This is a genomic window from Streptomyces sp. NPDC002868 (genome assembly GCF_055563295.1).
The window spans coordinates 752687-775163 of the sequence record NZ_JBVHDR010000002.1 but is presented as its reverse complement, the minus strand read 5'-3'; the positions used below and the strand labels follow the sequence as shown (position 1 = coordinate 775163).

15 protein-coding genes and 1 pseudogene are annotated in these 22477 nt (G+C 71.3%); 12 read left to right on the top strand and 4 right to left on the bottom strand.

Annotation, left to right across the window (positions count from 1 at the left end):
* The first annotated feature begins 7 nt into the window (after positions 1–7).
* From ACZ3H8_RS09425 to ACZ3H8_RS09400, 6 genes and pseudogenes are all read left to right on the top strand, one after another.
* A complete protein-coding gene (locus ACZ3H8_RS09425) occupies positions 8–2656 on the top strand; it encodes a protein kinase (RefSeq protein WP_467399433.1) in 2649 nt (882 codons plus the stop codon).
* Positions 2657–2899: 243 nt separating this feature from the next.
* Positions 2900–4504 (top strand): serine/threonine-protein kinase, encoded by a 1605-nt coding sequence (locus ACZ3H8_RS09420; RefSeq protein WP_467399430.1) that lies wholly within the window; start codon positions 2900–2902, stop codon positions 4502–4504.
* A 29-nt stretch (positions 4505–4533) separates the two neighbouring features.
* Positions 4534–6201 carry a protein kinase domain-containing protein gene (locus tag ACZ3H8_RS09415; RefSeq protein WP_467399428.1) on the top strand — a complete coding sequence of 556 codons (1668 nt, stop codon included), beginning with the start codon at positions 4534–4536 and terminating at the stop codon, positions 6199–6201.
* 2 nt (positions 6202–6203) lie between these two features.
* Positions 6204–6968, top strand: a pseudogene (locus ACZ3H8_RS09410) (serine/threonine-protein kinase); the annotation flags it as partial.
* A gap of 985 nt (positions 6969–7953) precedes the next feature.
* Positions 7954–9570 (top strand): succinic semialdehyde dehydrogenase, encoded by a 1617-nt coding sequence (locus tag ACZ3H8_RS09405; RefSeq protein WP_467399425.1) that lies wholly within the window; start codon positions 7954–7956, stop codon positions 9568–9570.
* 29 nt (positions 9571–9599) lie between these two features.
* Positions 9600–11405: a GMC family oxidoreductase N-terminal domain-containing protein gene (locus tag ACZ3H8_RS09400; RefSeq protein WP_467399423.1), complete on the top strand. Its 1806-nt coding sequence runs from the start codon at positions 9600–9602 to the stop codon at positions 11403–11405.
* A 73-nt stretch (positions 11406–11478) separates the two neighbouring features.
* Here the strand turns inward: ACZ3H8_RS09400 and ACZ3H8_RS09395 are convergent, their stop codons facing one another.
* Both ACZ3H8_RS09395 and ACZ3H8_RS09390 read right to left on the bottom strand, forming a co-directional pair.
* Entirely contained in the window at positions 11479–12432 is a 954-nt protein-coding gene (locus ACZ3H8_RS09395) for an LPXTG cell wall anchor domain-containing protein (protein WP_467399421.1), read from the bottom strand.
* Between the two features lie 741 nt (positions 12433–13173).
* Entirely contained in the window at positions 13174–13476 is a 303-nt protein-coding gene (locus ACZ3H8_RS09390) for a chorismate mutase (RefSeq protein WP_467399418.1), read from the bottom strand.
* A gap of 311 nt (positions 13477–13787) precedes the next feature.
* Here ACZ3H8_RS09390 and guaA point away from each other — a divergent pair, with 311 nt between their 5' ends.
* Positions 13788–15368 (top strand): glutamine-hydrolyzing GMP synthase, encoded by a 1581-nt coding sequence (guaA, locus tag ACZ3H8_RS09385; RefSeq protein WP_467399415.1) that lies wholly within the window; start codon positions 13788–13790, stop codon positions 15366–15368.
* 64 nt (positions 15369–15432) lie between these two features.
* On the opposite strand, the gene ACZ3H8_RS09380 is transcribed toward guaA, so the two are convergent.
* Complete coding sequence (locus tag ACZ3H8_RS09380) at positions 15433–15873, bottom strand: cupin domain-containing protein (RefSeq protein ID WP_467399413.1); 441 nt, start codon at positions 15871–15873, stop codon at positions 15433–15435.
* A 69-nt stretch (positions 15874–15942) separates the two neighbouring features.
* Between ACZ3H8_RS09380 and ACZ3H8_RS09375 the strand changes: the two genes are divergently transcribed.
* From ACZ3H8_RS09375 to ACZ3H8_RS09365, 3 genes are all read left to right on the top strand, one after another.
* The gene (locus ACZ3H8_RS09375) at positions 15943–16740 is read left to right on the top strand and encodes a class II aldolase/adducin family protein (protein ID WP_467399411.1); all 798 of its coding nucleotides are present in this window, start codon (positions 15943–15945) and stop codon (positions 16738–16740) included.
* A gap of 176 nt (positions 16741–16916) precedes the next feature.
* Positions 16917–18158 carry a hypothetical protein gene (locus tag ACZ3H8_RS09370; protein WP_467399408.1) on the top strand — a complete coding sequence of 414 codons (1242 nt, stop codon included), beginning with the start codon at positions 16917–16919 and terminating at the stop codon, positions 18156–18158.
* 129 nt (positions 18159–18287) lie between these two features.
* Complete coding sequence (locus ACZ3H8_RS09365; RefSeq protein ID WP_467399406.1) at positions 18288–18812, top strand: DoxX family protein; 525 nt, start codon at positions 18288–18290, stop codon at positions 18810–18812.
* Between the two features lie 168 nt (positions 18813–18980).
* Here ACZ3H8_RS09365 and ACZ3H8_RS09360 read toward each other — a convergent pair whose 3' ends face one another.
* On the bottom strand, positions 18981–20297 hold the full coding sequence (locus ACZ3H8_RS09360; RefSeq protein WP_467399403.1) for a PspC domain-containing protein: 1317 nt from the start codon (positions 20295–20297) through the stop codon (positions 18981–18983).
* A gap of 166 nt (positions 20298–20463) precedes the next feature.
* On the opposite strand from ACZ3H8_RS09360, the gene ACZ3H8_RS09355 reads away from it, so the two are divergent.
* Positions 20464–21756 (top strand): PspC domain-containing protein, encoded by a 1293-nt coding sequence (locus tag ACZ3H8_RS09355; protein WP_398991290.1) that lies wholly within the window; start codon positions 20464–20466, stop codon positions 21754–21756.
* On the top strand, positions 21753–22448 hold the full coding sequence (locus tag ACZ3H8_RS09350) for a LuxR C-terminal-related transcriptional regulator (RefSeq protein ID WP_467399399.1): 696 nt from the start codon (positions 21753–21755) through the stop codon (positions 22446–22448). The genes ACZ3H8_RS09355 and ACZ3H8_RS09350 overlap by 4 nt, the downstream gene beginning before the upstream one ends.
* Positions 22449–22477: the final 29 nt, after the last annotated feature.

The window sequence follows — 22477 nt, the reverse complement described above, 5'->3', positions numbered from 1 at the left end:
AGGCGTCGTGGACGACTATGCGGGAAGGGTGCTCGCCGACCGCTACCGCCTGCCGCTGCCGCCCTCCGACGAGTACGAACTGGTCGAGACCCGCGCGTTCGACACTTATAGCGGGCAGGAAGTCCTGGTGCGGCAGGTGCCGTTGCCGGAGGTGGTGGACGCGGAGGTCGTCGAAGCGGACGGCCTGGCCGGGGCGGCGGTACCGCGGCGGACCCAGGGGCGTACGACGCGCAGGCCCACGGACCCGGCGGTGCGGCGGGCCATCGAGGCCGCGCAGGCGGCCGCGCAGATCCCCGACCACCCGCGCCTGGACCAGGTCTTCGACGTCTTCGCGGAAGGCGGTTCGCTCTGGATAGTGAGCGAACGTGTCGCGGCACGGCCGCTGGCGGCGCTGCTCGCGGAGAAGCCGCTCAGTCCCTACCGGGCGGCGGAGGTCGCCTCCGACGTGCTCACCGCGCTGCGTGTGCTGCACGCGCATGGCTGGACCCACCGGAACATCACCGTCCGTACGGTGCTCGTCTGCGACGACGGGCGCGTGGTCCTGACCGGGCTGGCGTCGGGCGCGGCGGAGGAGGCGCTGTGCGGGTACGCCCCGGTGCCGGGCCCGCCGGACGAGCACACGGACGAGCACTCGGAAGAGCCGCCGGAGTACGACGACCCGTCGGGGGAAGCCGTACTGCCCGCCGCGCCGGCCGCACCGGCCGCGCTGCCCGGCGCCGGAACCGGTGGAGCGACGACCGGCGTGCCGGACGTCCGGGCCGCCAGGGCGGGCGCGATCGCGGCGTACCGCGCGGGTGCCCGGGCCGCGGCCCGCGTCAGCGAGGACCAGCGCCAGGGCGACGGCTCCGGCGACATGGGGGACCGTCCGGTGCAGGGCTTCGACCCGGACTGGTGGGCCAGTCGGCCGGGCGAGTTGGGCCCGGTCCTCAATGTGGACGACACCGACGACGACGAGATCGACGACGAGGACGAGACCGAGGGCGGCTGGCACCCGGGCGGCGGGCCGCGCGGCCCCGGCCGCGCACGGCTGGCGGGGACCTGGCACGACGGGCCCTTCCCGGGACACGACGGCCCACGCCCCCTCCCGGCCGGTGGAGGGCCCGCCGGTGATCGGCCCACCCCTGAACTGCCCTACGGCGCTCGCCAGGTGGGCCCGGACGGTAAGCCCCGCGCCGCCCGCGACCGCCCCGCCGGAGACCCGTACGCCTCCCGGCCCGCGCTCCCCAGCGCCCGCACCGGCACCACCCCCGCCACCAGCAACACCACGAGCTGGGACCAGGGCGGTGCCGGACGGGAAGCCCTGCGGGCCGACGCCCAGAGGCAGCCCGTCGTGGCCGGGGCCCCCGTGCCCACCGGGCGGTGGGACGAGATCGTCGCGAGCGGCAGCACCCCCGCCTACCGCGGCCCCGCAACGCCGCTCGCCGCCGAGCGTGCCCGGCAGGCGCGTATCGCCGTCGTCGGAGCCGTCACCGAGCGATGGGCCCCCGAGCAGGCCGGACCCGTCCACGAGAACTGGCAGTTGGCGGCCCCCGTCGGCCCCGCCACCGATCTCTGGGCTCTGGGCGCGCTCCTCTACCGGGCGGTGCAGGGCCACGCCCCCTACCCCGAGGAGAGCGCCGTCGAGCTGGTCCAGCTCGTGTGCGCGGAGCCGCCCGCGTTCGCCGAGGAGTGCGGGCCGCTGCGCCCGGTAGTCGAGTCCCTGCTGCGTCAGGACCCCACGGAGCGCCCGGACTTCGAGGAGCTGCGCGGCTGGCTGCGTTCGCTCGTACGGTCCGCGCCCGAGCCCGAGGCCGGGATGGACGTCGTGCCGGTCCCGTCGAGCCCGGTGGACGGCACCCGGCTGCCGGTCGTACGCCGCCGGGGCGAGCTCGTGCGCAAACGCCGCGCGGGCTCGGCCGAAGTGGTGCACGGCCGCCACCGCCACAAGAAGGCCCGCAACCGGGAGCGGCGCGGGCCGCGTGCGCTCGGCCGCACCTTCCTGCTGCTGATACTGCTCCTTCTGGTCGCCGCCATCGCGTACGCCGTCCTGTTCATGCCGAAGGCCGAGCCACAGCAGCAGAACCAGCCCCAGGACAAGGGCGGCGGGCGTCCGTCGGCGGCCGGCCCGAGCCCGGACCGTACGGCCCCGGACACCCCGACCACGACCCCCACCACCAGCCCCGGAGCCCAGCAGCCCCAGACCTCCGCGCCGGCCGGAAGCCTGCCGTCCGGCTATACGCTGCGTAAGGACCCCGAGGGTTTCCAGACAGCCGTCGACAAGACCTGGCAGCGCCGCCCCATCAACGACATCGGCCAAGTCCGTTATACCGACGGTGACTTCACACTGATCGTGGTTCCCGGCCGCGACACCGTGAAGGCGAACGGCAACGACCCGCTGGCCTATCAGCGCGACAAGGAGCGCGAGCTCCAGCCGTGGCGGGAGTCCTCCTGGGCCGGGGCGAGCGGGCTGCGCCGTATCGAGGTGGGGCAGCAGGTCATGGCCGAGGGCCAGTTCACCTGGCAGGACAGCAACGGCCGCGAGGTGTACGTACGTAACCTCGCCCTGATCGTCGGCGGCAGCTACCACGTCGTCCAGGCGATCGGCCCCGAGGACCAGCGTGACAAGGTGACGGAGGTCTTCCGGGAAGCCACGACCGCTTACCGCGCCACCCGTTAGACCCGCCCAAGACCCGCCCAAGACCCGCCCGAGACCCGCCCAAGAACCGCCCAAGAACCGCCCGAAAGCCGCCGTGCGCTCGCCGGGGGCTCGCCCAAGCCCCCGCCGGAAATCCGTTAGTGGGCGTTTTGGCTCCGGTTGCGCAGAGTCACAATCATCACAGTGCGGTCACTTGAGGCTTCCGAGGTTCCGTGGCCGTATTCCCCTCCGTAACCTGTGATCCCAAGGAACTGGGCGGGGGACGTGGAACACTCTCAAAGTACGGGCGCGGGTCTACTGCTCGCTGGGCGTTACCGCCTGAGCGAGACCATCGGCAGCGGCGGCATGGGCAAGGTCTGGCGCGCACACGACGAACTGCTGCACAGGGTCGTCGCGGTCAAGGAGCTGACGGCCGGACGGTATGTCTCCGAAGCCGACCGGGTCGTCCTGCACGCCCGCACCCAGAAAGAGGCCCGGGCCGCCGCCCGGATCAGCCACCCCGGTGTCGTCACCGTGCACGATGTGCTGGAACACGACGCCCGCCCCTGGATCGTCATGCAGTACGTCGACGGGCCCTCCCTCGCCGACGCGGCCAAGGAGTCCGGGCGGATACCCGCACAGGAGGCCGCCCGGATCGGGCTGCACGTCCTGCGCGCGCTGGGCGCTGCGCACGCGGCCGGGGTGCTGCACCGGGACGTCAAGCCCGCGAACGTACTGCTCAACCGCGACGGCCGGGCGCTGATCACCGACTTCGGCATCGCCGCCATCGAGGGCGACTCGACGATCACCAGAACCGGGGAAATCGTCGGGTCCATCGACTACTTGGCCCCTGAGCGGGTCCGCGGCTCCGATCCGGGGCCCGCGTCCGACCTCTGGTCGCTGGGCGCGACGCTGTACACGGCGGTCGAGGGGGAGTCGCCGTTCCGGCGCTCGTCGCCGTTGTCCACGATGCAGGCCGTGGTTGACGAGGAGCCGCGCCATCCCGACCAGGCGGGACCCCTGGCACCGGTCATCATGGCGCTGCTGCGCAAGGACCCGGCGGCCCGGCCGTCGGCCGCCGAGGCCGAGCAGTTGCTGCTGGAGGCGATGGGAGGCGGCTCGTCGGCCGCCACGAGGAAACACGTACCGCCCGAGCACGCGACTCAGCAGCACACCCGGCCCGTGACCACACAGCTGCCTTCCCCGACGCCCGCCGCTCCCGCCCCCGTCCTCCCGCACCCGGGGCACGCCACCACGGTTCCCGCGGCTGATCCCCGGCGCGGCGGCCGTCTGCGCAGAGCGGCGATCGTCGTCGTCCTCGCGGCCGTCGTCGGCGGCGGCGCCGGACTGGCGGCCATGAAATACGCGGGCGGCGGCAACGGCGGCGGGGAGCGCACCGGTACGCAGTCGACCGCGCCGCCGGGCACCTCGTCGAGCGTGCCGACCGGCTGGCACCGGGAGGAGGATCCGGAGGGCTTCAGCCTGTGGGTACCGGACGGCTGGACGCGCCAGATGGACGGCGACCAGATCGACTACACACCCGACAACGGCCGCCATCGCATACGGATCAGCAGCAACACGTCGCCCGACTTCGAGAATCCGTACATGCACATGCTGGACATGGAGAAGGGGCTGGAGAAGCGGCTGCCCAAGTACAAGAGACTGAAGCTCAGCCCCAACACCTTCCGTGACCAGACGAACTCCGCACAGTGGGAGTTCACCTGGACCGAGAAGAAGACCTTCCCGGGGCCGCGGCGGGCCATCGACCAGATGTACTACACGGACGACGGCACTGAATACGCCCTCTACATGTCGGGACCGGCCGACGACTGGGCGACAACCCGCGAGCAGTTCGACACCATGCTGCGGGGCTGGCGGCCTCCGGCATGATGTACGCAGGCTGATCAAGGGGGAGTTGCGTGTCCGAGGAAACGCGGCTGATCGCGGGCCGCTACCGGCTCCTCGACCGGCTGGGACGCGGGGGCATGGGCACCGTGTGGCGCGCGGACGACGAGCTGCTCGGGCGTCGCGTTGCCGTCAAGGAGCTGCATCCGGAGGACGAGGGGCGCCGTTCCGCGTCCCCGTACACCTCCACGGCCGCGCCGCTGCGCGAGGCCCGCGCCGTCGCCCGGGTCAAGCATCCGCATGTGGTCGTCGTCCATGACGTGGTGGTGCACGAGGGACTCCCGTACATCGTCATGGAATTGGTCGACGGCGGCTCGCTCGCCGAACGGATCACGCGGCGCGGTCCGGTCGACGTCGCCGAGGCGGCGCGCATCGGGCTGGCGCTGCTGGGCGCGCTGCGCGCTGCGCACGGGCTCGGCGTGCTGCACCGGGATCTGAAGCCCGCCAACGTACTGCTTGAGGAGTCGACCGGCCGGGTCGTCCTCACCGACTTCGGCATCGCGCAGTTCGCCGGGTCGACGACGATCACCGAGTCGGGGTCGTTCGTCGGATCGCCCGAGTACACCGCGCCGGAGCGGATGCAGGGCGTCACCGCGGGTCCCGAGTCGGACCTTTGGTCGCTGGGGGTGCTGTTGTGCGTGGCGCTGAGCGGTGAATCGCCGTTCCGCCGCGACTCGTTGGGCGGCATTCTGCATGCGGTCGTCGAGGACGAGATCCGTCCGCCCGCCCAGGCCGGGCCGTTGCTGCCGGTGGTGCTGGGGCTGCTCGAGAGGGATCCGGAGCGCAGGCTGGGCGCGGCGGAGGCGGAGGAGCTGCTGCGTACGTACGTCACGACGGGGGCCGTACCGACGCCCGAGGTGTCCCGGCCCGGGTCCGGGTCCGGGTCCGCGGTGCGTTACACACCCACCCGTCTCGACGCGCCGCGCGCGCCCGCGCCCCGACCACCAGTCGACCCACCAGTCGACCCGCCAGTCGACCTGCCCGCGCCCGCGAAGGCCGCTCGCCGCCGTACGCCGTTGCTCGTCGCAGCCGCCCTGGTCGCCGCGCTGGCCGGGGCGGGAGGGGCCGCCGCGCTCCTCCTGGACGACGGCGGGGGCGACGGCCGGGCGGCTGCGGGGCGCACCGCCGCGAGCAGTACGCCTCCGGTGCGTACGGCGCAGTCGCCCGTGGCAGGCGCGAAGCCCACGCCCACGCCCACGGTGACCGTCACCGCCTCCACGTCACCCAACAGGCCGGTGGCGCCGGAGGGCTATCTCATGGTGTCCGATCCGGACGGTTTCGCGCTTGCCGTCCCCGCAGGCTTCGCCCGTTCCGCGGACGACAAGCGGGTCTACTACATGGCGCCGGACAAGGGCATCAGGATCGGCGTACGCATGCAGCAGCCGGCCTCCGACGGGCCGCTCGGCGCGATGCGGCGCTCGGACGCCGACGGGCCCGGCACCAACCCCGGCTACCGCGACGGCAAGGTCACCGCGACCACGCACAACGGACTGTCCGCCGCGCTCTGGGAGTTCACCTGGAACGGCTTCTCCAAGGCGGAGGGACCCCGGCACACCTTCGACATCTGCTGGGACGAGGACGGGAAGATGTACGACGTCTGGGTCTCGGCCCCGGTCGGCCGGCTCGACGAGGCGCGACGGCATTTCGACACTGCGCTCGACTCCTTCACCCCCAGGATGTGAGCATGACCAGTTCGGGCGAGGGGCGGCTGATCGGCGGCCGTTACCGCCTCGTCGAACGCGTCGGCTCCGGCGGCATGGGCACCGTCTGGCGGGCCCGCGACGAACTCGTCGGCCGCGACTGCGCGGTGAAGGAGCCGCGGCTCCCGGGCGATCCCGGCGACCCCGGCCGGCAGCGGCTGTACGAACGGCTCCGGCGGGAGGCCCGGGCCGCGGCCCAGGTCGAGCATCCGGCGGCCATCGCCGTCCACGACGTCGTCACGGACGGCGGACTCCCCTGGATCGTCATGGAGTTGATCCGTGGCGAATCCCTCCACGAACTCCTCAAGCGCGGCGCGCTGCCCCCGGCCGAGGCCGCGCGGATCGGCCTCGCCGTGGCGAGCGCGCTGGGCGCGGCGCATGCGAAGGGGGTCGTCCACCGGGACGTGAAACCCGCGAACGTGCTGCTCGGTCCGCACGGCCGGGTGGTGCTCACCGACTTCGGCATCGCCCGCATCCAGGGCGAGGAGCCGCTGACGGTGAGCGGCGAGTTCGTGGGATCGCTCGAATCCATCGCGCCGGAGCGCATGCAGGGGATCCCGCGTCGGATCTGTGGTCGCTGGGGGTGTTGCTGTACGCGGCGGTGGAGGGCTGGTCGCCGTTCCGCCGTACGACGCTCGAGTCGACGCTCGCCGCGATCCTCCAGGCGGAGCCGCCGGAGCCGGTACGGGCGGGGCCGCTGGCGGAGTTGATCGTACGGCTGCTGTCGAAGGACCCGTCGCAGCGGCCGTCTGTGGGCGAGGTGGAACGGGAACTCTCCCCTACCCGCCCCTTCCCGAAACTGGGGGCAAGCCCCCAGACCCCGTATGCCCTTCGGGCATGTCCTCAATCGCCGGACGGGCTGGATTCTCCAGCCCCGTCGGCGATTGAGGCGCGGGGTCTGGGGCAGAGCCCCAGTTCGGGAAGGGGCGGGGCGGGGGAGAAGCCCGCCGCAGGCGCCAAGAGCCGTCGCGCCCGCCTCCCCTACGCGCTCGCCGGCACCGCCGCCGCGATCGCCGTAGCCGTAGCGGTATGGGCCTACGCCCCCGCCCCACCCAGCGGCGGCACCTCCACCTCCACCCGCAGCACCCCGCCCCCCATGCCCACCCCCGACGCCTGGAAGACCTGGCGGCCCTACGTCGAGTCCCGGCTCGACGCGGAGATCTCCGTCCCGGCCTCGTACAGACGCGAGCCCGTCACCTCCGAGGCGGCCCTCGCGAAGGACAAGGAGATCACCTTCGAGGAGCGCGGCAACCCCGTCTGGGTCGAGCTCAAGCGCGCGGCCAAGGCGACGGACACACCCTTCCAGTGGGCACGGCGCGAGCTGAAGTGGCTGAAGGACGGCGGCCCCCGCGCGGGCCAGTTCACCGCGTCCGAGGCGAGAGGCACCGTCGTCCCCGCCAACCACAACGGTGTCGACGCCGCCCTGCTGGACGTGACGTACTACGCCCAGGAGGGCGACACAGCGCGCCCCGTCCACCGGCTGGCGTTCTACGTCGTGACCGAAGCCGATGAGCGCTACACCGTGCTCGTCGAGATGCCCAAGGGCGGCAAGGAGGAGGCCGAGGGGCAGGATCTGTTCCGCGGCGTACGAGAGCGGCTGAAGCTCGGTAGAGCCGAGACGAGCCCCTGATCAGGCCTTATCTGCCAGTGATCGCTGGCGCGATGGTGAGGGCCTGGTGAAAAGCCGTTACTGACGGGTACCCAAAGCTCCGTTTGCGGCATACTCTCGCCCCCATGACGGACTCGCAGGCCCCCGCCGCCGCCCTCGGTACCAACCCGACAGCCGCCTCCCCGGCCGGTGCGCGCACCGCAGCCGACGTGGTCACTCCCGAGGTGGTCGCCCAGCTCACCCGTGGTGTGGTCGGCTCCGGCCGTACCGCCAACCACACCCCGTTCACCGGGGAGAAGCTGGCGGACCTGCCCGAGTCCACGCCCGAGGACGTCGCCGAGGCCTTCGAACGCGCCCGAGCCGCACAGCCCGTGTGGGCCGCCGCCTCCGCTCGCGCCCGCGCCGCCGTGCTGCTGCGCTTCCACGATCTGGTCCTGGAGCGCCAGGCCGAGGTCCTCGACCTCATCCAGCTGGAGACCGGGAAGGCCCGCCTCCACGCGCACGAAGAGGTCCTGGCCGTCGCCGTCGCCGCCCGCCACTACGGCCGCAAGGCGCCCGCCTATCTCAAGCCCAAGCGGCACACCGGCGTCGTCCCCGTCCTCACCAAGACCACCGAACTGCGCCAGCCGCGCGGCGTCGTCGGCCAGATCGCACCCTGGAACTACCCGCTCGAGCTCTCCGTCGGTGATGCGCTGCCCGCGTTCGTCTCCGGCAACGCCGTCGTGATGAAGCCCGACACCGAGACCGCGCTGACCGCCCTGTGGGCCCGTGATCTGCTGATCGAGGCGGGCCTGCCGGCCGGCGTCTTCCAGGTCGTCATCGGCGAGGGACCGGTCGTCGGTCCGGAGGTCGTCAAGCACGCGGACTACGTCTCCTTCACCGGCTCCACCCGCACCGGCCGCGAGGTCGCCCAGGGCGCGGCGGCCCGTCTGATCGGCGTATCCCTCGAACTCGGCGGCAAGAACGCCATGCTGGTGCTGCACGACGCGGACGTGGAGAAGGCGGCGGCCGGAGCGGTCCGCGCCTGCTTCTCCTCCGCGGGCCAGCTGTGCATCTCCATCGAGCGGCTGTACGTCCACGAGTCGGTCGCCGACGACTTCGTCGAGCGTTTCGCGGCCCGTACGAAGGCGATGCGCCTCGGCAAGTCCCTCGCGTACGGCGCCGACATGGGCTCGCTCGTCGGCGAGCGCCAGCTGGAGACCGTCACCCGCCATGTCGAGGAGGCCGTCGCCAAGGGCGCGACCCTCGTCGCGGGCGGCGTCGCGCGTCCCGACATCGGCCCGCTCTTCTACGAGCCGACCATCCTCGACGGTGTCGAGGCCCCGATGGCCGTGTGCACCGAGGAGACCTTCGGCCCGGTCGTCTCCATCTACCGCTTCACGGACGAGGACAAAGTCGTCGAGCAGGCCAACGCCACCCCGTACGGCCTGAATTCCAGCGTCTGGACCAAGGACGGCAAGCGCGGCCACGCCGTCGCCGCGAAGCTGCGCACCGGCACCGTCAACATCAATGAGGGGTACGCACCGGCGTACGGCAGTGTGCAGTCCCCGATGGGCGGCATGAAGGACTCAGGCCTCAGCCGGCGGCACGGCTCGGAGGGCATCCTCAAGTACACCGAGGCCCAGACCGTCGCCCAGCAGCGGCTGATCCCGCTGGCTCCGTCCTTCGGCATGGACGACGAGAAGTACGCCGCGTTCATGAGCCGCAGCCTGAAGGCGATGAAGGCCCTGCGCCTGCGCTAGTTTCCGCCCTTTTCGCACGAGGAGAGCCAATGTCACGGGACACCCAGGCCCAGATCCAGGACGACGAGTCGCTCTACGACTACGACGTCATCGTCGTCGGCTCGGGCTTCGGCGGCTCGGTCTCCGCGCTGCGGCTGACCGAGAAGGGCTACCGGGTCGGGGTCGTGGAGGCGGGCCGCCGCTTCACCCGCGAGACCCTGCCCAGGAACTCCTGGGACATCAGGAACTATCTGTGGGCGCCGGCGCTCGGCCTGTACGGCATCCAGCGCGTCCATCTGCTGGGCAAGGTGATGGTGCTGGCGGGCGCGGGCGTCGGCGGCGGTTCTCTCAACTACGCCAACACCCTGTACGTACCGCCGGCGGCCTTCTTCGAGGACCGTCAGTGGGCCGGGATCACCGACTGGCAGGCGGAGTTGTCGCCGTACTACGACCAGGCGAAGCGGATGCTGGGCGTACGGCTCAATCCGACGACGACCCCGTCCGATGTGCATCTCAAGGCGGCGGCGCAGGCGATGGGGGTCGGCGACAGCTTCCACCTGGCGCCGGTGGGCGTCTTCTTCGGCGACGGGAAGGACGCTGACGGTACCTCAAAGGCGAAGCCGGGCACGGCGGTCGACGATCCGTACTTCGGGGGCGCGGGCCCGTCCCGCAACGCGTGCACCGAGTGCGGGGAGTGCATGACGGGCTGCCGCCACGGCGCGAAGAACACCCTCAACGAGAACTACCTCTACCTGGCGGAGAAGGCCGGGGCTGTCATCCATCCGATGACGACGGTCGCCGCGGTCCGCGAGGACGCGGAGGGCGGCTACCAGGTGACGACCGTCCCGACCGACGCGCGCCGGAAGGGCAGGACCAAGGTGCTGCGCGCCCGGCAGGTCGTCGTGGCGGCGGGCACGTACGGCACGCAGACTCTGCTGCACACCATGAAGGACCGCGGTCTGCTGCCCCGGATCTCGCCGCGGCTGGGCGAGCTGACCCGTACGAACTCCGAGGCGCTCGTGGGCGCCCAGACCGACAACCGCCGCTACCGCCAGCGGCACGGGGTGAAGAAGGCCGACTTCACCCAGGGTGTCGCGATCACGTCGTCGATCCACCCCGACGACAACACCCACATCGAGCCGGTCCGCTACGGCAAGGGCTCCAACGCGATGGGCGCGCTGTCCATCCTCCAGGTGCCCTACCGCAACCGCCGGGTGCTGGGCTGGCTGGGCAACGCGGCGAAGCACCCGGTGCTGGTGGCGCGTTCGCTGTCCAACCGCCGCTGGTCGGAGCGGACCATCATCGGCCTGGTCATGCAGTCCCTGGACAACTCGCTGACGACGTTCCGCAAGCCGGGCGGCATCGGCAAGGGCCTGCTCACAGCCCGCCAGGGCCACGGGGCCCCGAACCCTCAGCAGATCCCGGAGGCGACGCGGGCGGCGTCTCTCCTCGCCGAGGAGATCAACGGCTTCGCCGGCAGCAACGTCGGCGAACTCATCGGCACGCCCCTGACCGCCCACTTCCTCGGCGGCTGCCCGATCGGTGCGGCGCCGGAGTCGGGTGTCATCGACCCCTACCACCGGCTGTACGGCCACCCGGGCATCTCGGTCGTGGACGGCGCGGCGGTCTCGGCGAACCTGGGCGTGAACCCGTCGCTGACGATCACGGCGCAGGCGGAGCGGGCGATGTCGTTCTGGCCCAACAAGGGCGAGGAGGACCCGCGTCCGGCGCAGGGTTCGGCGTACGAACGCCTGACCCCGATCGCGCCGAAGTCCCCGGCGGTCCCGGAGGCGGCCTTCGGCGCGCTGAGGCTGCCGTTCCTGGGGATCCCGGCGGTCCCGCCGAAGAAGTCCTGACCGCCACAGACACAAAGAGGCCGCTGCACCCCCCTCCGAGTGCAGCGGCCTCTTGGCCTTGTGTGGCCGGGTGTTACGCGGTGGCGCCGTCGCTGCGGCGACGCTTCATCGCGAACACGACACCGGCGCCGGCGACGATGGCGATGCCACCGGCGATACCGACGGTCGGCAGGATGGAGCTGGAACCGGTCTCAGCGAGGTTGCCGGTCACGTTGCCCGCGGTGTTGGTGTCCGGCTTCTCGGACGGGACGGGAACCTTGCCGCCCTCCTGCGGCTTGGTGCCGCCGGTGTCCGTGCCGGGCTTGACGATCTGGAACTTGTACGCGACGTCCTGGAAGCCGAGGCAGTCCTTGTCGCCGATGTAGATGCCACCGCCGAGGGTGAAGCCGGCGCCGGCCGGGGCGGACGCCTTGACGTTGAGCCGCAGCGGGAGTTCGACCTCGTAGCCCGGCTTCAGCTCGTCGGAGCTGCCGATGTAGCCGACAGCCTGCCCCTCCTCGTCGAGGGTCTCCCAGGTGTTGGTCTCCGGGTTGAGAGCCTGCAGCTCGACCTGCTTCGTCTCGAAGAGGTTCTCGCCGTCCTTGTCGAAGGAAGCCCCGGCGATGTAGTCGATCTCCTTGACGGTCGTCTCGGAGGAGTTGTAGACGCTCAGCTTGAACTTGTGCCAGCCACTACCCGCGGCGATCTTGCCCGGCAGGCCGGTGATCGAAAGCTCGAGGTCGGAGGTCTTGCACTCGAAGTCGTCCTCCTCCTCGTCCTCGCCCGGCGTGGTGGCAGTGGTGCTCGGCGAAGTGGCCGGCGTGCTCGGGCTGTTCGCCGGCGTGCTCGGGGCCGTAGCCGTGCCCGTCGGCGCGGGGGGCGTGGTGACGGTGTCCGTCGGCGACGGAGACGTGGTCGCCGTGTCCGTCGGCGACGGCGACGTGGTGGTCGTCTCCGTCGACGTCGGGGTAGGGGTCGTCGCGAACGCGGCAGGCGCCGCCAGGAAGGTGGCGGGGGCTATAACAGCCGTCGCGGCAGCGACTGCCATGGCGCGGCGAAGCTTCATTGAGACCTCAGCGAAGTCCGGCGTACCGCTTGACACGGCACGGAGTTTGGAGGCCTTCCGAGGTGGGGGTACACGGGTGAGGCCGTTGTTTCGCATGCATGACTTGCGAATGGCTGGAATGGTTGCCCTCGGTCTCACAGAAAACTTATGTGGCCCCCGTCACACGCCCCGTCACAGCCCCCGTCGTTCGCCCCCGGCAGGCGCCCCCGTCACCCGCCCTCGTCGCGCGCATCCGCGCATGAGCAAGGGCCCCGCGGATGCGTGATCCGCGGGGCCCTTGTGGTCAGCACCGACGTCAGGGCAGCGCCGGTGCCGAGGTGCGGCGCCGGGGGGTAGCGCCGCTTGGGGAGGGTCGCCGACCCGGCGCACTTGCGGCGCGCGGGTGGTATCGACCTTTGGCACTGTTGTCGCGCAGAGTGGGACGCGCTTGTTCTTGCATCGTGCTGGAAGGGCTGCGGCCTGCGCAACCTTTTGGACCGGATGCGGTCGGCCCCGGGCGTCCCCGGAGCCGACCGCCTTTGGGGTGACCGGGCTGCTGTCCCCTGCCGACCGGTCACGCGCGCTGGGGCGAGGTCCCACGACGTACCTGCGGTACGTCACACGCTCCAGCGGAGCCACGCGTGGTTTCCTTCGGGGCCCGCCCCTGGCTGGCACGGACACCGGTACCAACGAAGCCTCGTCGGGTGCGGTCACGCGCCGTACGGGTGAGGGACGCGCCCGAACTCAGATACGGCCCCGGCACAGCTCCAGCAGCGTCATCGCGAGCGCCGTTCCGGGCTTTCCGAGCGCGTCGCGGAAATGGCCGAGAACCTCCATCTCGCGCGACAGGTTCACGCGGCCGCCGCCGGAGGAGATGCGGGCCTGCTGGATGACGGCCGAGACCGCCATCCGTTCCTGGATCAGTCCGATGATGCGGTCGTCGAGTGCGTCGATGCGCTCACGGGCGCCGGTGATCACAGACGCGGCCTCGTCGGTACGGGCTCCGGTGTCGGCTCCGGCGTTGGCTCCGGTGTCGGTGACAGTCATGCGGGGCTCCTTGTCGGGGGCGGCGGCCCCGGAGCGGCAAGGCCCGGAAATGACAGAACGCCCCGGGCCTTGTCGGCCCGGGGCGCCTGGGAAGTTGCTTGTCAGTGGCTCAAGCAGCACGACCATGGCAGCCGGACGGGCCGGTGCCATAGGTAAAGACGAAGGTCAGCTGCTTGTGCATGGCGACAGTATGGACCGCCCGCCCGAGCGGGCCCAATCCGGGTTCGGATGGTGAGACGAAGAGCTCTACCGGCGCGCCGGTAGAATCGACAACGCAGACCCTCCCTCCCACCGCCGGAAGGCCGCCACCCGTGCCAGCAGCACCCCCCGCCGCCACCGACGTCGTACTCGTTGTCGACTTCGGCGCGCAGTACGCCCAGCTCATCGCCCGCCGCGTCCGTGAGGCCCGGGTCTACAGCGAGATCGTGCCGTCCACCATGCCGGTGGCGGAGATGCTGGCCAAGAACCCCAAGGCGATCATCCTCTCCGGCGGCCCGTCGTCCGTGTACGCGGAGGGCGCCCCGCGGCTGGACCGCGAGATCTTCGAGGCCGGGGTCCCGGTCTTCGGCATGTGCTACGGCTTCCAGCTGATGGCGACGACGCTCGGCGGGACCGTCGACAACACGGGCGCGCGTGAGTACGGCCGTACTCCGCTGCACGTCTCCAAGCCCGGCTCGACGCTCTTCGAGGGCACCCCGGCCGAGCAGTCGGTGTGGATGTCCCACGGCGACGCCTGCTCCGCCGCCCCCGAGGGCTTCACCGTCACCGCGTCCACGAACGTCGTGCCGGTCGCGGCCTTCGAGAACGACGAGAAGAAGCTGTACGGCGTCCAGCACCACCCCGAGGTGATGCACTCGACGTACGGCCAGCAGGTCCTGGAGCACTTCCTCTACCGGGGCGCCGGCATCGAGCCGACCTGGACCACGACCAATGTCGTCGAGGAGCAGGTCGCGCTGGTCCGCGAGCAGGTCGGCACCAAGCGCGCCATCTGCGGTCTGTCCGGAGGCGTGGACTCGGCGGTGGCCGCGGCCCTGGTGCAGAAGGCCATCGGCTCGCAGCTGACCTGCGTGTACGTCGACCACGGGCTGATGCGCAAGGGCGAGACCGAGCAGGTCGAGAAGGACTTCGTGGCGGCGACCGGCGTCCAGCTGAAGGTCGTGGACGCGGCCGACCGCTTCCTGAACGCGCTCACCGGGGTGTCCGACCCCGAGCAGAAGCGGAAGATCATCGGCCGCGAGTTCATCCGGGTCTTCGAGCAGGCCCAGGCCGAGATCGTGGCGGAGGCCGCGGGCGGCGAGGCCGTCGCCTTCCTGGTCCAGGGCACGCTCTACCCGGACGTCGTCGAGTCCGGCGGCGGCACCGGCACCGCCAACATCAAGTCGCACCACAATGTCGGCGGCCTGCCCGAGGACCTCGAGTTCGAGCTCGTCGAGCCGCTGCGCAAGCTGTTCAAGGACGAGGTCCGGATGGTCGGCCAGGAGCTCGGCCTGCCGGACGAGATCGTCCAGCGCCAGCCCTTCCCGGGCCCGGGCCTCGGCATCCGTATCGTCGGCGAGGTCACCAAGGACCGCCTCGACCTGCTGCGTGAGGCGGACGCCATCGCCCGCGAGGAGCTCACGGCGGCGGGCCTGGACCGTTCCATCTGGCAGTGCCCGGTGGTGCTGCTCGCGGACGTGCGCAGCGTCGGCGTCCAGGGCGACGGCCGCACCTACGGCCACCCGATCGTGCTCCGTCCCGTCTCGTCCGAGGACGCGATGACGGCGGACTGGACGCGGATGCCGTACGAGGTGCTGGCCAAGATCTCGACCCGGATCACCAACGAGGTCGCGGACGTCAACCGCGTGGTCCTCGACGTGACGAGCAAGCCGCCGGGCACCATCGAGTGGGAGTAGCCCTTTCCGCAGGGCCGATGCCGACGCCGCCGCTCAGCAGTCCTGAGCGGCGGCGTCGGCGTTCTTAGGGCTGCTCCAGCGTGAAGTCGTCGAAGTGGAAGCCCGGCGCCACGATGCACGTCACCAGGACCGGCTCGGTGCCCGCGGGTTCCGCCTCCTGCCAGGTGTTCGCGGGGACAAGGAGCTGGGGCTGCTCGCCCGACTCCACCGACGGGCCAAGGGCGAGCGTCTCGGTCGCCGAAGGCTTCTCGGCCGTGCCGCCGAGGTGCAGACTGAGCGGGCCACCACGGTGCCAGAGCCAGAGTTCGTCGGAGCGTACGCGGTGCCATCGCGAACTCTCGCCGGGGTGCAGCAGGAAGTAGATGCCGGTGGCGTACGCCCGCGGCCCGGGGTAGCCGGGCGGGGTCGTCGAGCCCGCCGTCTGCCAGGTCTGCCTGAACCAGCCGCCCTCCACGTGCGGTTCGAGGCCGAGGAGCGGGACCAGGGGGGATGTCGGTTCGGTCATGCGCGCATTCTCGTGCAAGGCGCGTGACGTCTCTGGTCAGTTGCGGTACCCGGAGGTAGCTTCCCAGCCATGACTGAGACGCCCGCGCCGATCCCTGTCGAGCAGCTGCGATTCGCCATGCCGCCCGTGCACGAGTCCGTCGTGGACGAGCGGGCGTACCGCAAGGAGCGGCTCGCCGGGGCGCTGCGGCTCTTCGGGCGGTTCGGTTACGAGGACGGGGTGTCCGGCCATATCACCGCTCGGGATCCGGAGTTCACCGACTGCTTCTGGGTGAACCCTTTCGGCGTCCCCTTCGCGCGTGTCACCGCAGGTGATCTGATCCTCGTCAACGGGGAGGGCCAGGTTGGCCGGGTTGTAATCGGGAGGCACCACGTCAACCAGGCGGCGTTCGCCGTCCACGCCCAGGTGCACCGCGCCCGGCCCGAGGTCGTCGCCGTCGCGCACACCCACTCCGTGCACGGGCGGGCGCTGTCCGCGCTCGGTGAGCTGATCGAGCCGATCACACAGGAAGCCTGCGCTTTCTACGAGGACCACGCCCTGGTCGACCGGTACACAGGAGTGGTCGTCGACGAGGGGGAGGGGCGGCGGATCGCCGGCGCCCTCGGCGCGCACAAGGCCGTCGTCCTGCGCAATCACGGGCTGCTGACCGTCGGCGACTCGGTCGACGCCGCGGCCTGGTGGTTCATCTCCATGGAGCGCTGCGCCCAGGTGCAGCTCGCCGCGCGGGCGGCGGGCAAGCCCGTGCTGATCGAGCACCGGGACGCGGTGGCCACCCGCGAGCAGCTCGGCAGCGATCTGGTCGCATGGATCAACTACCAGCCCCTGTGGCGGCAGATCAGCCAGGCGGAACCCGAACTGCTGCAGTAGCGAAGCAGTAACAGAGCAGTAGCAAGCAGTAGCAAAGCAGTAGGGTCAATCGGGCACCGGCACGTTCACCCCCTGTAGCCTCGGGCGCCGGGGCGTGCGCCCCTTTCGTACGGCACAATTCCCATGAATTACACGGAAGTTCAGTCAGTACGGGGCGCGGAAGGCGGCTTTCACTCGTGGCGGTGCAAGAAGCGGGACAGTGCGACGAATGTACGCACGGCGCGCGCGAAGGGCATCGGCGGGCAGTGGCCGAATTCCTCGCCAAGCGGGACGAGTTCGCCGCCGGGCAGGGGCTGCCGGCCGCCGTCGCCCACTCGCCGGGCGCCTCGCGCCAGTGGGTGTCGGACGAGCTGACCCAGTCGGCCCGCACGGTCGCCGACCGCAGCCGCGAGGCGGGCGAGGCATGGCTCCAACTGGTCTGGCAGCGCTCGCTGTTGGTCGTCTGGGCGGCCTTCGCCGCCCTCGCGCTCGGGCAGTTCTTGACCGCGATCGGCGCGGGCTGGACCGGAGCCCGCACGTCCGGACTGCTCGCCGCGTTCGTCGTCGCCTCCCTGCTGAGCGGCGCGGCCCGCCTGCACCGGTCGCGCGGCGGCCTTCTCGCCCCGCTGATCGGCGAGGACAACCGTCTCTCCACCTCGCGCGCCGTCGCCACCGCCTGGGTGCTGCTCGTCGTCTTCTCGGTGCTGGTGCTCGCCCTCCAGCTGGCCTGGGCCTCGTCCACCGCCGAACGGGACGCGCTGATCGAAGGACTCGACCTGGCCCGTGGCGCGGGCATGCTGTCCGTCCTCGCGCTCGTGTGCGCGATCGCCGTCGTCGTACGCCGCGTGGTGGCCGTACGCGTGTCCGGCCAGCGGCTGCAGAAGATCCGCGCCGACCGGCCGCGTCTGGCGGATCTGCTCTGCGACGACAGCGGGCGCGGCAGCTTCGCGGATGTGCAGTACGCGCTGGTGAGCTCCGTCGCGGCGGTCTTCGCGCTGGTACGGCTCGCCCGCCGGCCCGACCAGCTGCCCGATCTGCCGTGGGGGCTTGCCCTGCTGGTCGCGATCTCGGCGGCGACGTACTTCGCGGGGAAGTACGCGGAGGGCGGCCGGCCGATCGTGCTCTCGGTCGTCCGGGCCCGCGAGGCCGGGGATCTGGACGCCCCCATCCGTACCGGCGACGACATCGAGATCCGCGGCGCCGGCTTCGTGCCTCCGGGCGCGGGCACGCCCGACCGGCTCGCCCGAATGGTCGTGCGCTTCGGCGCGGTTCATGTCCATGTCCCGCTGATCCCGGTCCCCGGTGGCTTCGCCAATCCGACGGACACCGCGCTCACCGTGCCGGTCCCCGTGGACGTCGAGCCGGGGACGGTGAACATCCAGGTGGTGACGGCATCGGGGATGGAAAGCAACCGCTGCCTCATCGAGGTGACGGACTGACCCACCTGGCGCAAACGGACCGATTCCGCCCGCCCCTGAATGTCACAGAGTGAGCCGCACGGCTGGTGAGCGGCCCGGCTTCGTCGTACGTATGGTCAGTTGACGGGTCTACCGAAGGCGGGACCAGCGATGACACACACATATCGGACTACGGTCGACTACGGCACGGTCGACGGCGGGCGGCGCGGCGGCTGGAGAGACCGGGCGAGCCATTACGCCCTTCTGCCGCTGCGGCTCTTCCTCGGCGTGACTTTCATCTACGCGGGGATCGACAAGCTCACGGACAGCCAGTTCATGGCCGCGAGCGGCCAGGGCTCCGTCGGCGATCTGATGCGCAGCGTGCGCGACACCTCCGCCGTGCCCGCTCTTGTGGACCTTGCGCTCAAGAGCCCCGAGGGCTTCGGCTACGCGATTGCCCTCGGTGAGCTCGCCGTTGGCATCGGCATCCTCGTCGGGCTGCTGGCCCGGCTCGCCGCGCTCGGCGGGGCTCTCATCTCGCTGAGCCTGTGGCTGACGGTGAGCTGGCAGACCGAGCCGTACTACTACGGCAATGACCTCGCCTATCTGATGGCCTGGCTGCCGCTGGTGCTCGCCGGGGCCTCGTTCCTCTCGCTCGACGCCCTTCTGGCCGACCGGCGGCGCCGAATGCCGTAGTGCGCCCAGGTCACCGCCCCGGCCAGGAACAGACCGCCGAAGACGACCGGGAAGACCACGAACCAGGGTGTCTGCCAGGAGCCGGCCGCATCGCCCGCGTACAGCAGCGCTACGGCCAGCACGGCGAGGCCCGCGATCAGCTTGCCCGGCCGGAATTCATGCCGGAGTTCACGACGCGGCACGGGTCACCTCCACCTGTCCGATGCCTACTTCGAGGCGGAGTTCCAGCGTGCCCGACGGCTTCGCGCCGGCCGGCGCGGGCAGGGTGCTCTGCCGGTCCTGGCCAGGGGCGACGTCGATGTCGTTCGCCGCGTCCTCGGGGAGCCGGATGTCGCCGAGGCCCGCTTCGACCCGCAGCTTCACCGTCGCGTCCTTCGGTACCACGACCTTGAGCTGACCGGCCCCGACCTCCGCCCTCGTCGACACCGTCTGCCCGGCGGGGACGGCGAGGGACGAGAGGTCGAGGGTCGCGACGCCGGAGCCCATTTCGTACCGCGGCTGGACGGCGGCCACCGAGGCCGGCTTCCAGTCCGTACGCGCCCAGTGGGTGCTGATGTCCTTGGGGAGCGCGGCGGCCCCCGCCAGCAGACCCGCCGTGATCACCGTCATCATGATCGTGCCGAAGCCGGTACGGCCCAGCAGTGCGCTGACCAGCAGGCCGAGCCCGAACACCGCCAGCGCGCAGACAAGACCGATCTGCAGACTCGTCCCCAGCGGACTGCTGTCCCAGCTGAGCCGGGTACCGAGACCGCCCGCGAGCAGGGCGAGAAGGAAGACGGTGCCGCCGATTCCGCGCGGCCCGCGCGTCTGCGGGGGAGCTGGTGAAGGACGCCGCTGGGGCGGTGCGGCGGCTTCCGCGACCGCCTGGGCCGCAGCCTCTTCCGGGCCCCACAGATAGCCGGTCGCCACCGGGCCCGTCGTGCCGTCCTTGACGATCGGGTCCCGCCACCAGGAGGGGCTGTCGGGGACGGGCGGCGCCTTCGTCTCGGGTGGCGCCTCGGCCACCGCGTGCGCCGTCGCGGCGTCCAGCAGCGCACCGTCGGGGGCGGCGACACGGCGGCGCTGCGACCACACCGACGCGCCGACGACCGCGACCGAGAGGAGGGCGGCGAAGGCGAGCGTCCCGCTGTTGCCCAGCATGGACAGGAACAGTCCGCAGCCGATCAGGGCGAGGAGCACGGCGGTCAGCGACGCGCCCTCCACCCGGCCCGACAGCAGGCGACGCGCCTCGTTCTCCTCCTCGTCCTCGAAGGGGATCAGCAGCCAGGCGAAGCCGTAGAAGATCAGGCCGATGCCACCGGTCACGGAGAGCACACCGATCACGATCCGGAAGATCACCGGGTCTATGTCGCAGTACCGGCCGAGCCCGCCGCAGACACCCGCCACAACCTTCTGGTTCGGTGTGCGACGCAGCGGCTGCGTCTCGGCACGCGCCTCGGGCGGCGCGTCCGGTTTCGCAGGAGGCGGAGTGGTCGGCTGTGTCATACGTCCATGGTGACGGGCCCCGCGCCGGGACGGCACCCACGCCGACCCTGGCCCTTCCCTGATATTGGCCCGTCGCATATTGGCCCGCCGCGGGCCAGGGCTTTCAGGGTCGGTTTAAGGGAGGACCCTGATACCCCGGCCCGCTCCCGCATGTGACGATCGGAGCATGCCAGTCGCCACGCCCCGACCCGCCGGACCCTCCCGCGCCCCCGCGCCGGAGGAGCAGCCGCTGCGCAAGCTGTACCGCAGCGCCGACGGCCGGATGCTCGGTGGTGTGGCGCGCGGCCTCGCCGGGCATCTGGGACTGCCCGTCATCTGGGTCCGTCTCGTCTTCCTCGGCCTGTTCATGGCCGACGGCCTCGGCGTGCTGCTGTATGCCGTCTTCTGGATAGTCGTGCCGCTCGGCGTCGGCGGCAGGACCGCCGAGCCGCGTTCCGTCTTCGAGACCACGGACGACGGCCGGCGCCGGCTGCGCAAGCCCGACAAGGGGCAGCTGTTCGCGTTGGTCGCGCTGATGATCGGCGCGGCGATCTTCGTCGGCAATGTGAACATGGGCGGCAATGCCAGCCGCTACATCTGGCCGATCCTGCTGACCGGCGCCGGTGTGGTGCTGGTCTGGCGGCAGGCGGACAACGCTCGCCGGGCCCGCTGGACCGAAGTCGGCCGCCGCCGCAGGCTCCTCCAACTCGGCCGCGCACTCGCGGGCGTGGCCCTGGTCGGCATGGGCCTGACCGTCTTCATCCTGGTACGCGGGTCCGCCGCCCAGCTCGGCAATGTGCTGACGGCGGCGATCGCCGTCATCGCCGGCATGGCCCTGCTCGCCGGGCCCTGGCTGGTGCGGATGACCCAGGACCTCTCGGAGGAGCGGACGATGCGCATCCGGGCCCAGGAACGTGCGGAGGTCGCCGCGCATGTCCATGACTCCGTACTGCACACCCTCACCCTGATCCAGCGGAACGCCGACGACGCGGGCGAAGTGCGCCGCCTCGCCCGCGCCCAGGAGCGCGAGCTGCGGAACTGGCTCTACAAGCCGGAGGGCAACGGCAAGGACGAGGACGAGGAACCGGACACCCTCGCCGAGGCGGTGAAGAAGGCCGCGGCCGAGGTCGAGGACAAGCACGGCGTCCCGCTGGAGGTCGTGGTCGTCGGCGACTGCCCGCTGGACGAGAAACTGGCCGCACAGATGCAAGCCGCACGCGAGGCAATGGTCAATGCGGCCAAGTACGGTGGCGAGGGCGGGGCCGTCCAGGTCTACGCCGAGGTCGAGGGCCGCACGGTATTCGTGTCGGTACGGGACCGGGGGCCGGGCTTCGACCTGGATTCCGTCCCCGGCGACCGGATGGGCGTAAGAGAATCGATCATCGGCCGGATGCAGCGCAACGGCGGGACGGCACGGCTTCGCTCGGTGCCCGGCGGGGGCACCGAGGTCGAGCTGGAGATGGAGAGGGCGGGCGAATGACCGAGACCGAGGCTGCTGGAGAGACTGCCGAGCGGCGCGTACGGGTCGTGCTCGTCGACGACCACAGGATGTTCCGCACCGGAGTGCAGGCCGAAATCGGCCAGACCGACCGCACCGGCGTCGAGGTGGTCGGCGAGGCCGCCGACGTCGACCAGGCGGTCACCGTGATCACGGCGACCCGGCCCGAGGTCGTCCTGCTGGACGTGCATCTGCCGGGCGGCGGTGGAGTGGAGGTGCTGCGCCGCTGTGCCTCGCTGATGGCGGCGTCTGAGAACCCGGTGCGCTTCCTCGCGCTGTCCGTCTCGGACGCGGCCGAGGATGTGATCGGGGTGATCCGGGGCGGCGCCCGCGGCTATGTCACCAAGACGATCACGGGCACGGATCTGGTCGACTCGATCTTCCGGGTGCAGGACGGGGACGCGGTGTTCTCGCCGCGTCTGGCGGGCTTCGTGCTGGACGCCTTCGCCTCGACGGACGCGCCGCCGGTGGACGAGGACCTCGATCGGCTCACCCAGCGGGAGCGCGAGGTGCTGCGGCTGATCGCGCGGGGTTACGCGTACAAGGAAATCGCGAAGCAGCTGTTCATCTCGGTGAAGACGGTGGAGTCTCATGTGTCGGCGGTGCTGCGGAAACTGCAGCTGTCGAACCGTCACGAGCTGACGCGATGGGCCACGGCACGACGTCTGGTTTAGGCTCCATCGTGAGGTAACTGGTACATAGC

Coding starts and splice junctions, on each gene's coding strand:
- ACZ3H8_RS09405 (WP_467399425.1), top strand. CDS start 7,954: ATGACGGACTCGCAGGCCCCCGCCGCCGCCCTCGGTACCAACCCGACA.
- ACZ3H8_RS09350 (WP_467399399.1), top strand. CDS start 21,753: ATGACCGAGACCGAGGCTGCTGGAGAGACTGCCGAGCGGCGCGTACGG.
- ACZ3H8_RS09355 (WP_398991290.1), top strand. CDS start 20,464: ATGCCAGTCGCCACGCCCCGACCCGCCGGACCCTCCCGCGCCCCCGCG.
- ACZ3H8_RS09400 (WP_467399423.1), top strand. CDS start 9,600: ATGTCACGGGACACCCAGGCCCAGATCCAGGACGACGAGTCGCTCTAC.
- ACZ3H8_RS09365 (WP_467399406.1), top strand. CDS start 18,288: ATGACACACACATATCGGACTACGGTCGACTACGGCACGGTCGACGGC.
- ACZ3H8_RS09375 (WP_467399411.1), top strand. CDS start 15,943: ATGACTGAGACGCCCGCGCCGATCCCTGTCGAGCAGCTGCGATTCGCC.
- ACZ3H8_RS09360 (WP_467399403.1), bottom strand. CDS start 20,297: ATGACACAGCCGACCACTCCGCCTCCTGCGAAACCGGACGCGCCGCCC.
- ACZ3H8_RS09390 (WP_467399418.1), bottom strand. CDS start 13,476: ATGACTGTCACCGACACCGGAGCCAACGCCGGAGCCGACACCGGAGCC.
- ACZ3H8_RS09380 (WP_467399413.1), bottom strand. CDS start 15,873: ATGACCGAACCGACATCCCCCCTGGTCCCGCTCCTCGGCCTCGAACCG.
- ACZ3H8_RS09395 (WP_467399421.1), bottom strand. CDS start 12,432: ATGGCAGTCGCTGCCGCGACGGCTGTTATAGCCCCCGCCACCTTCCTG.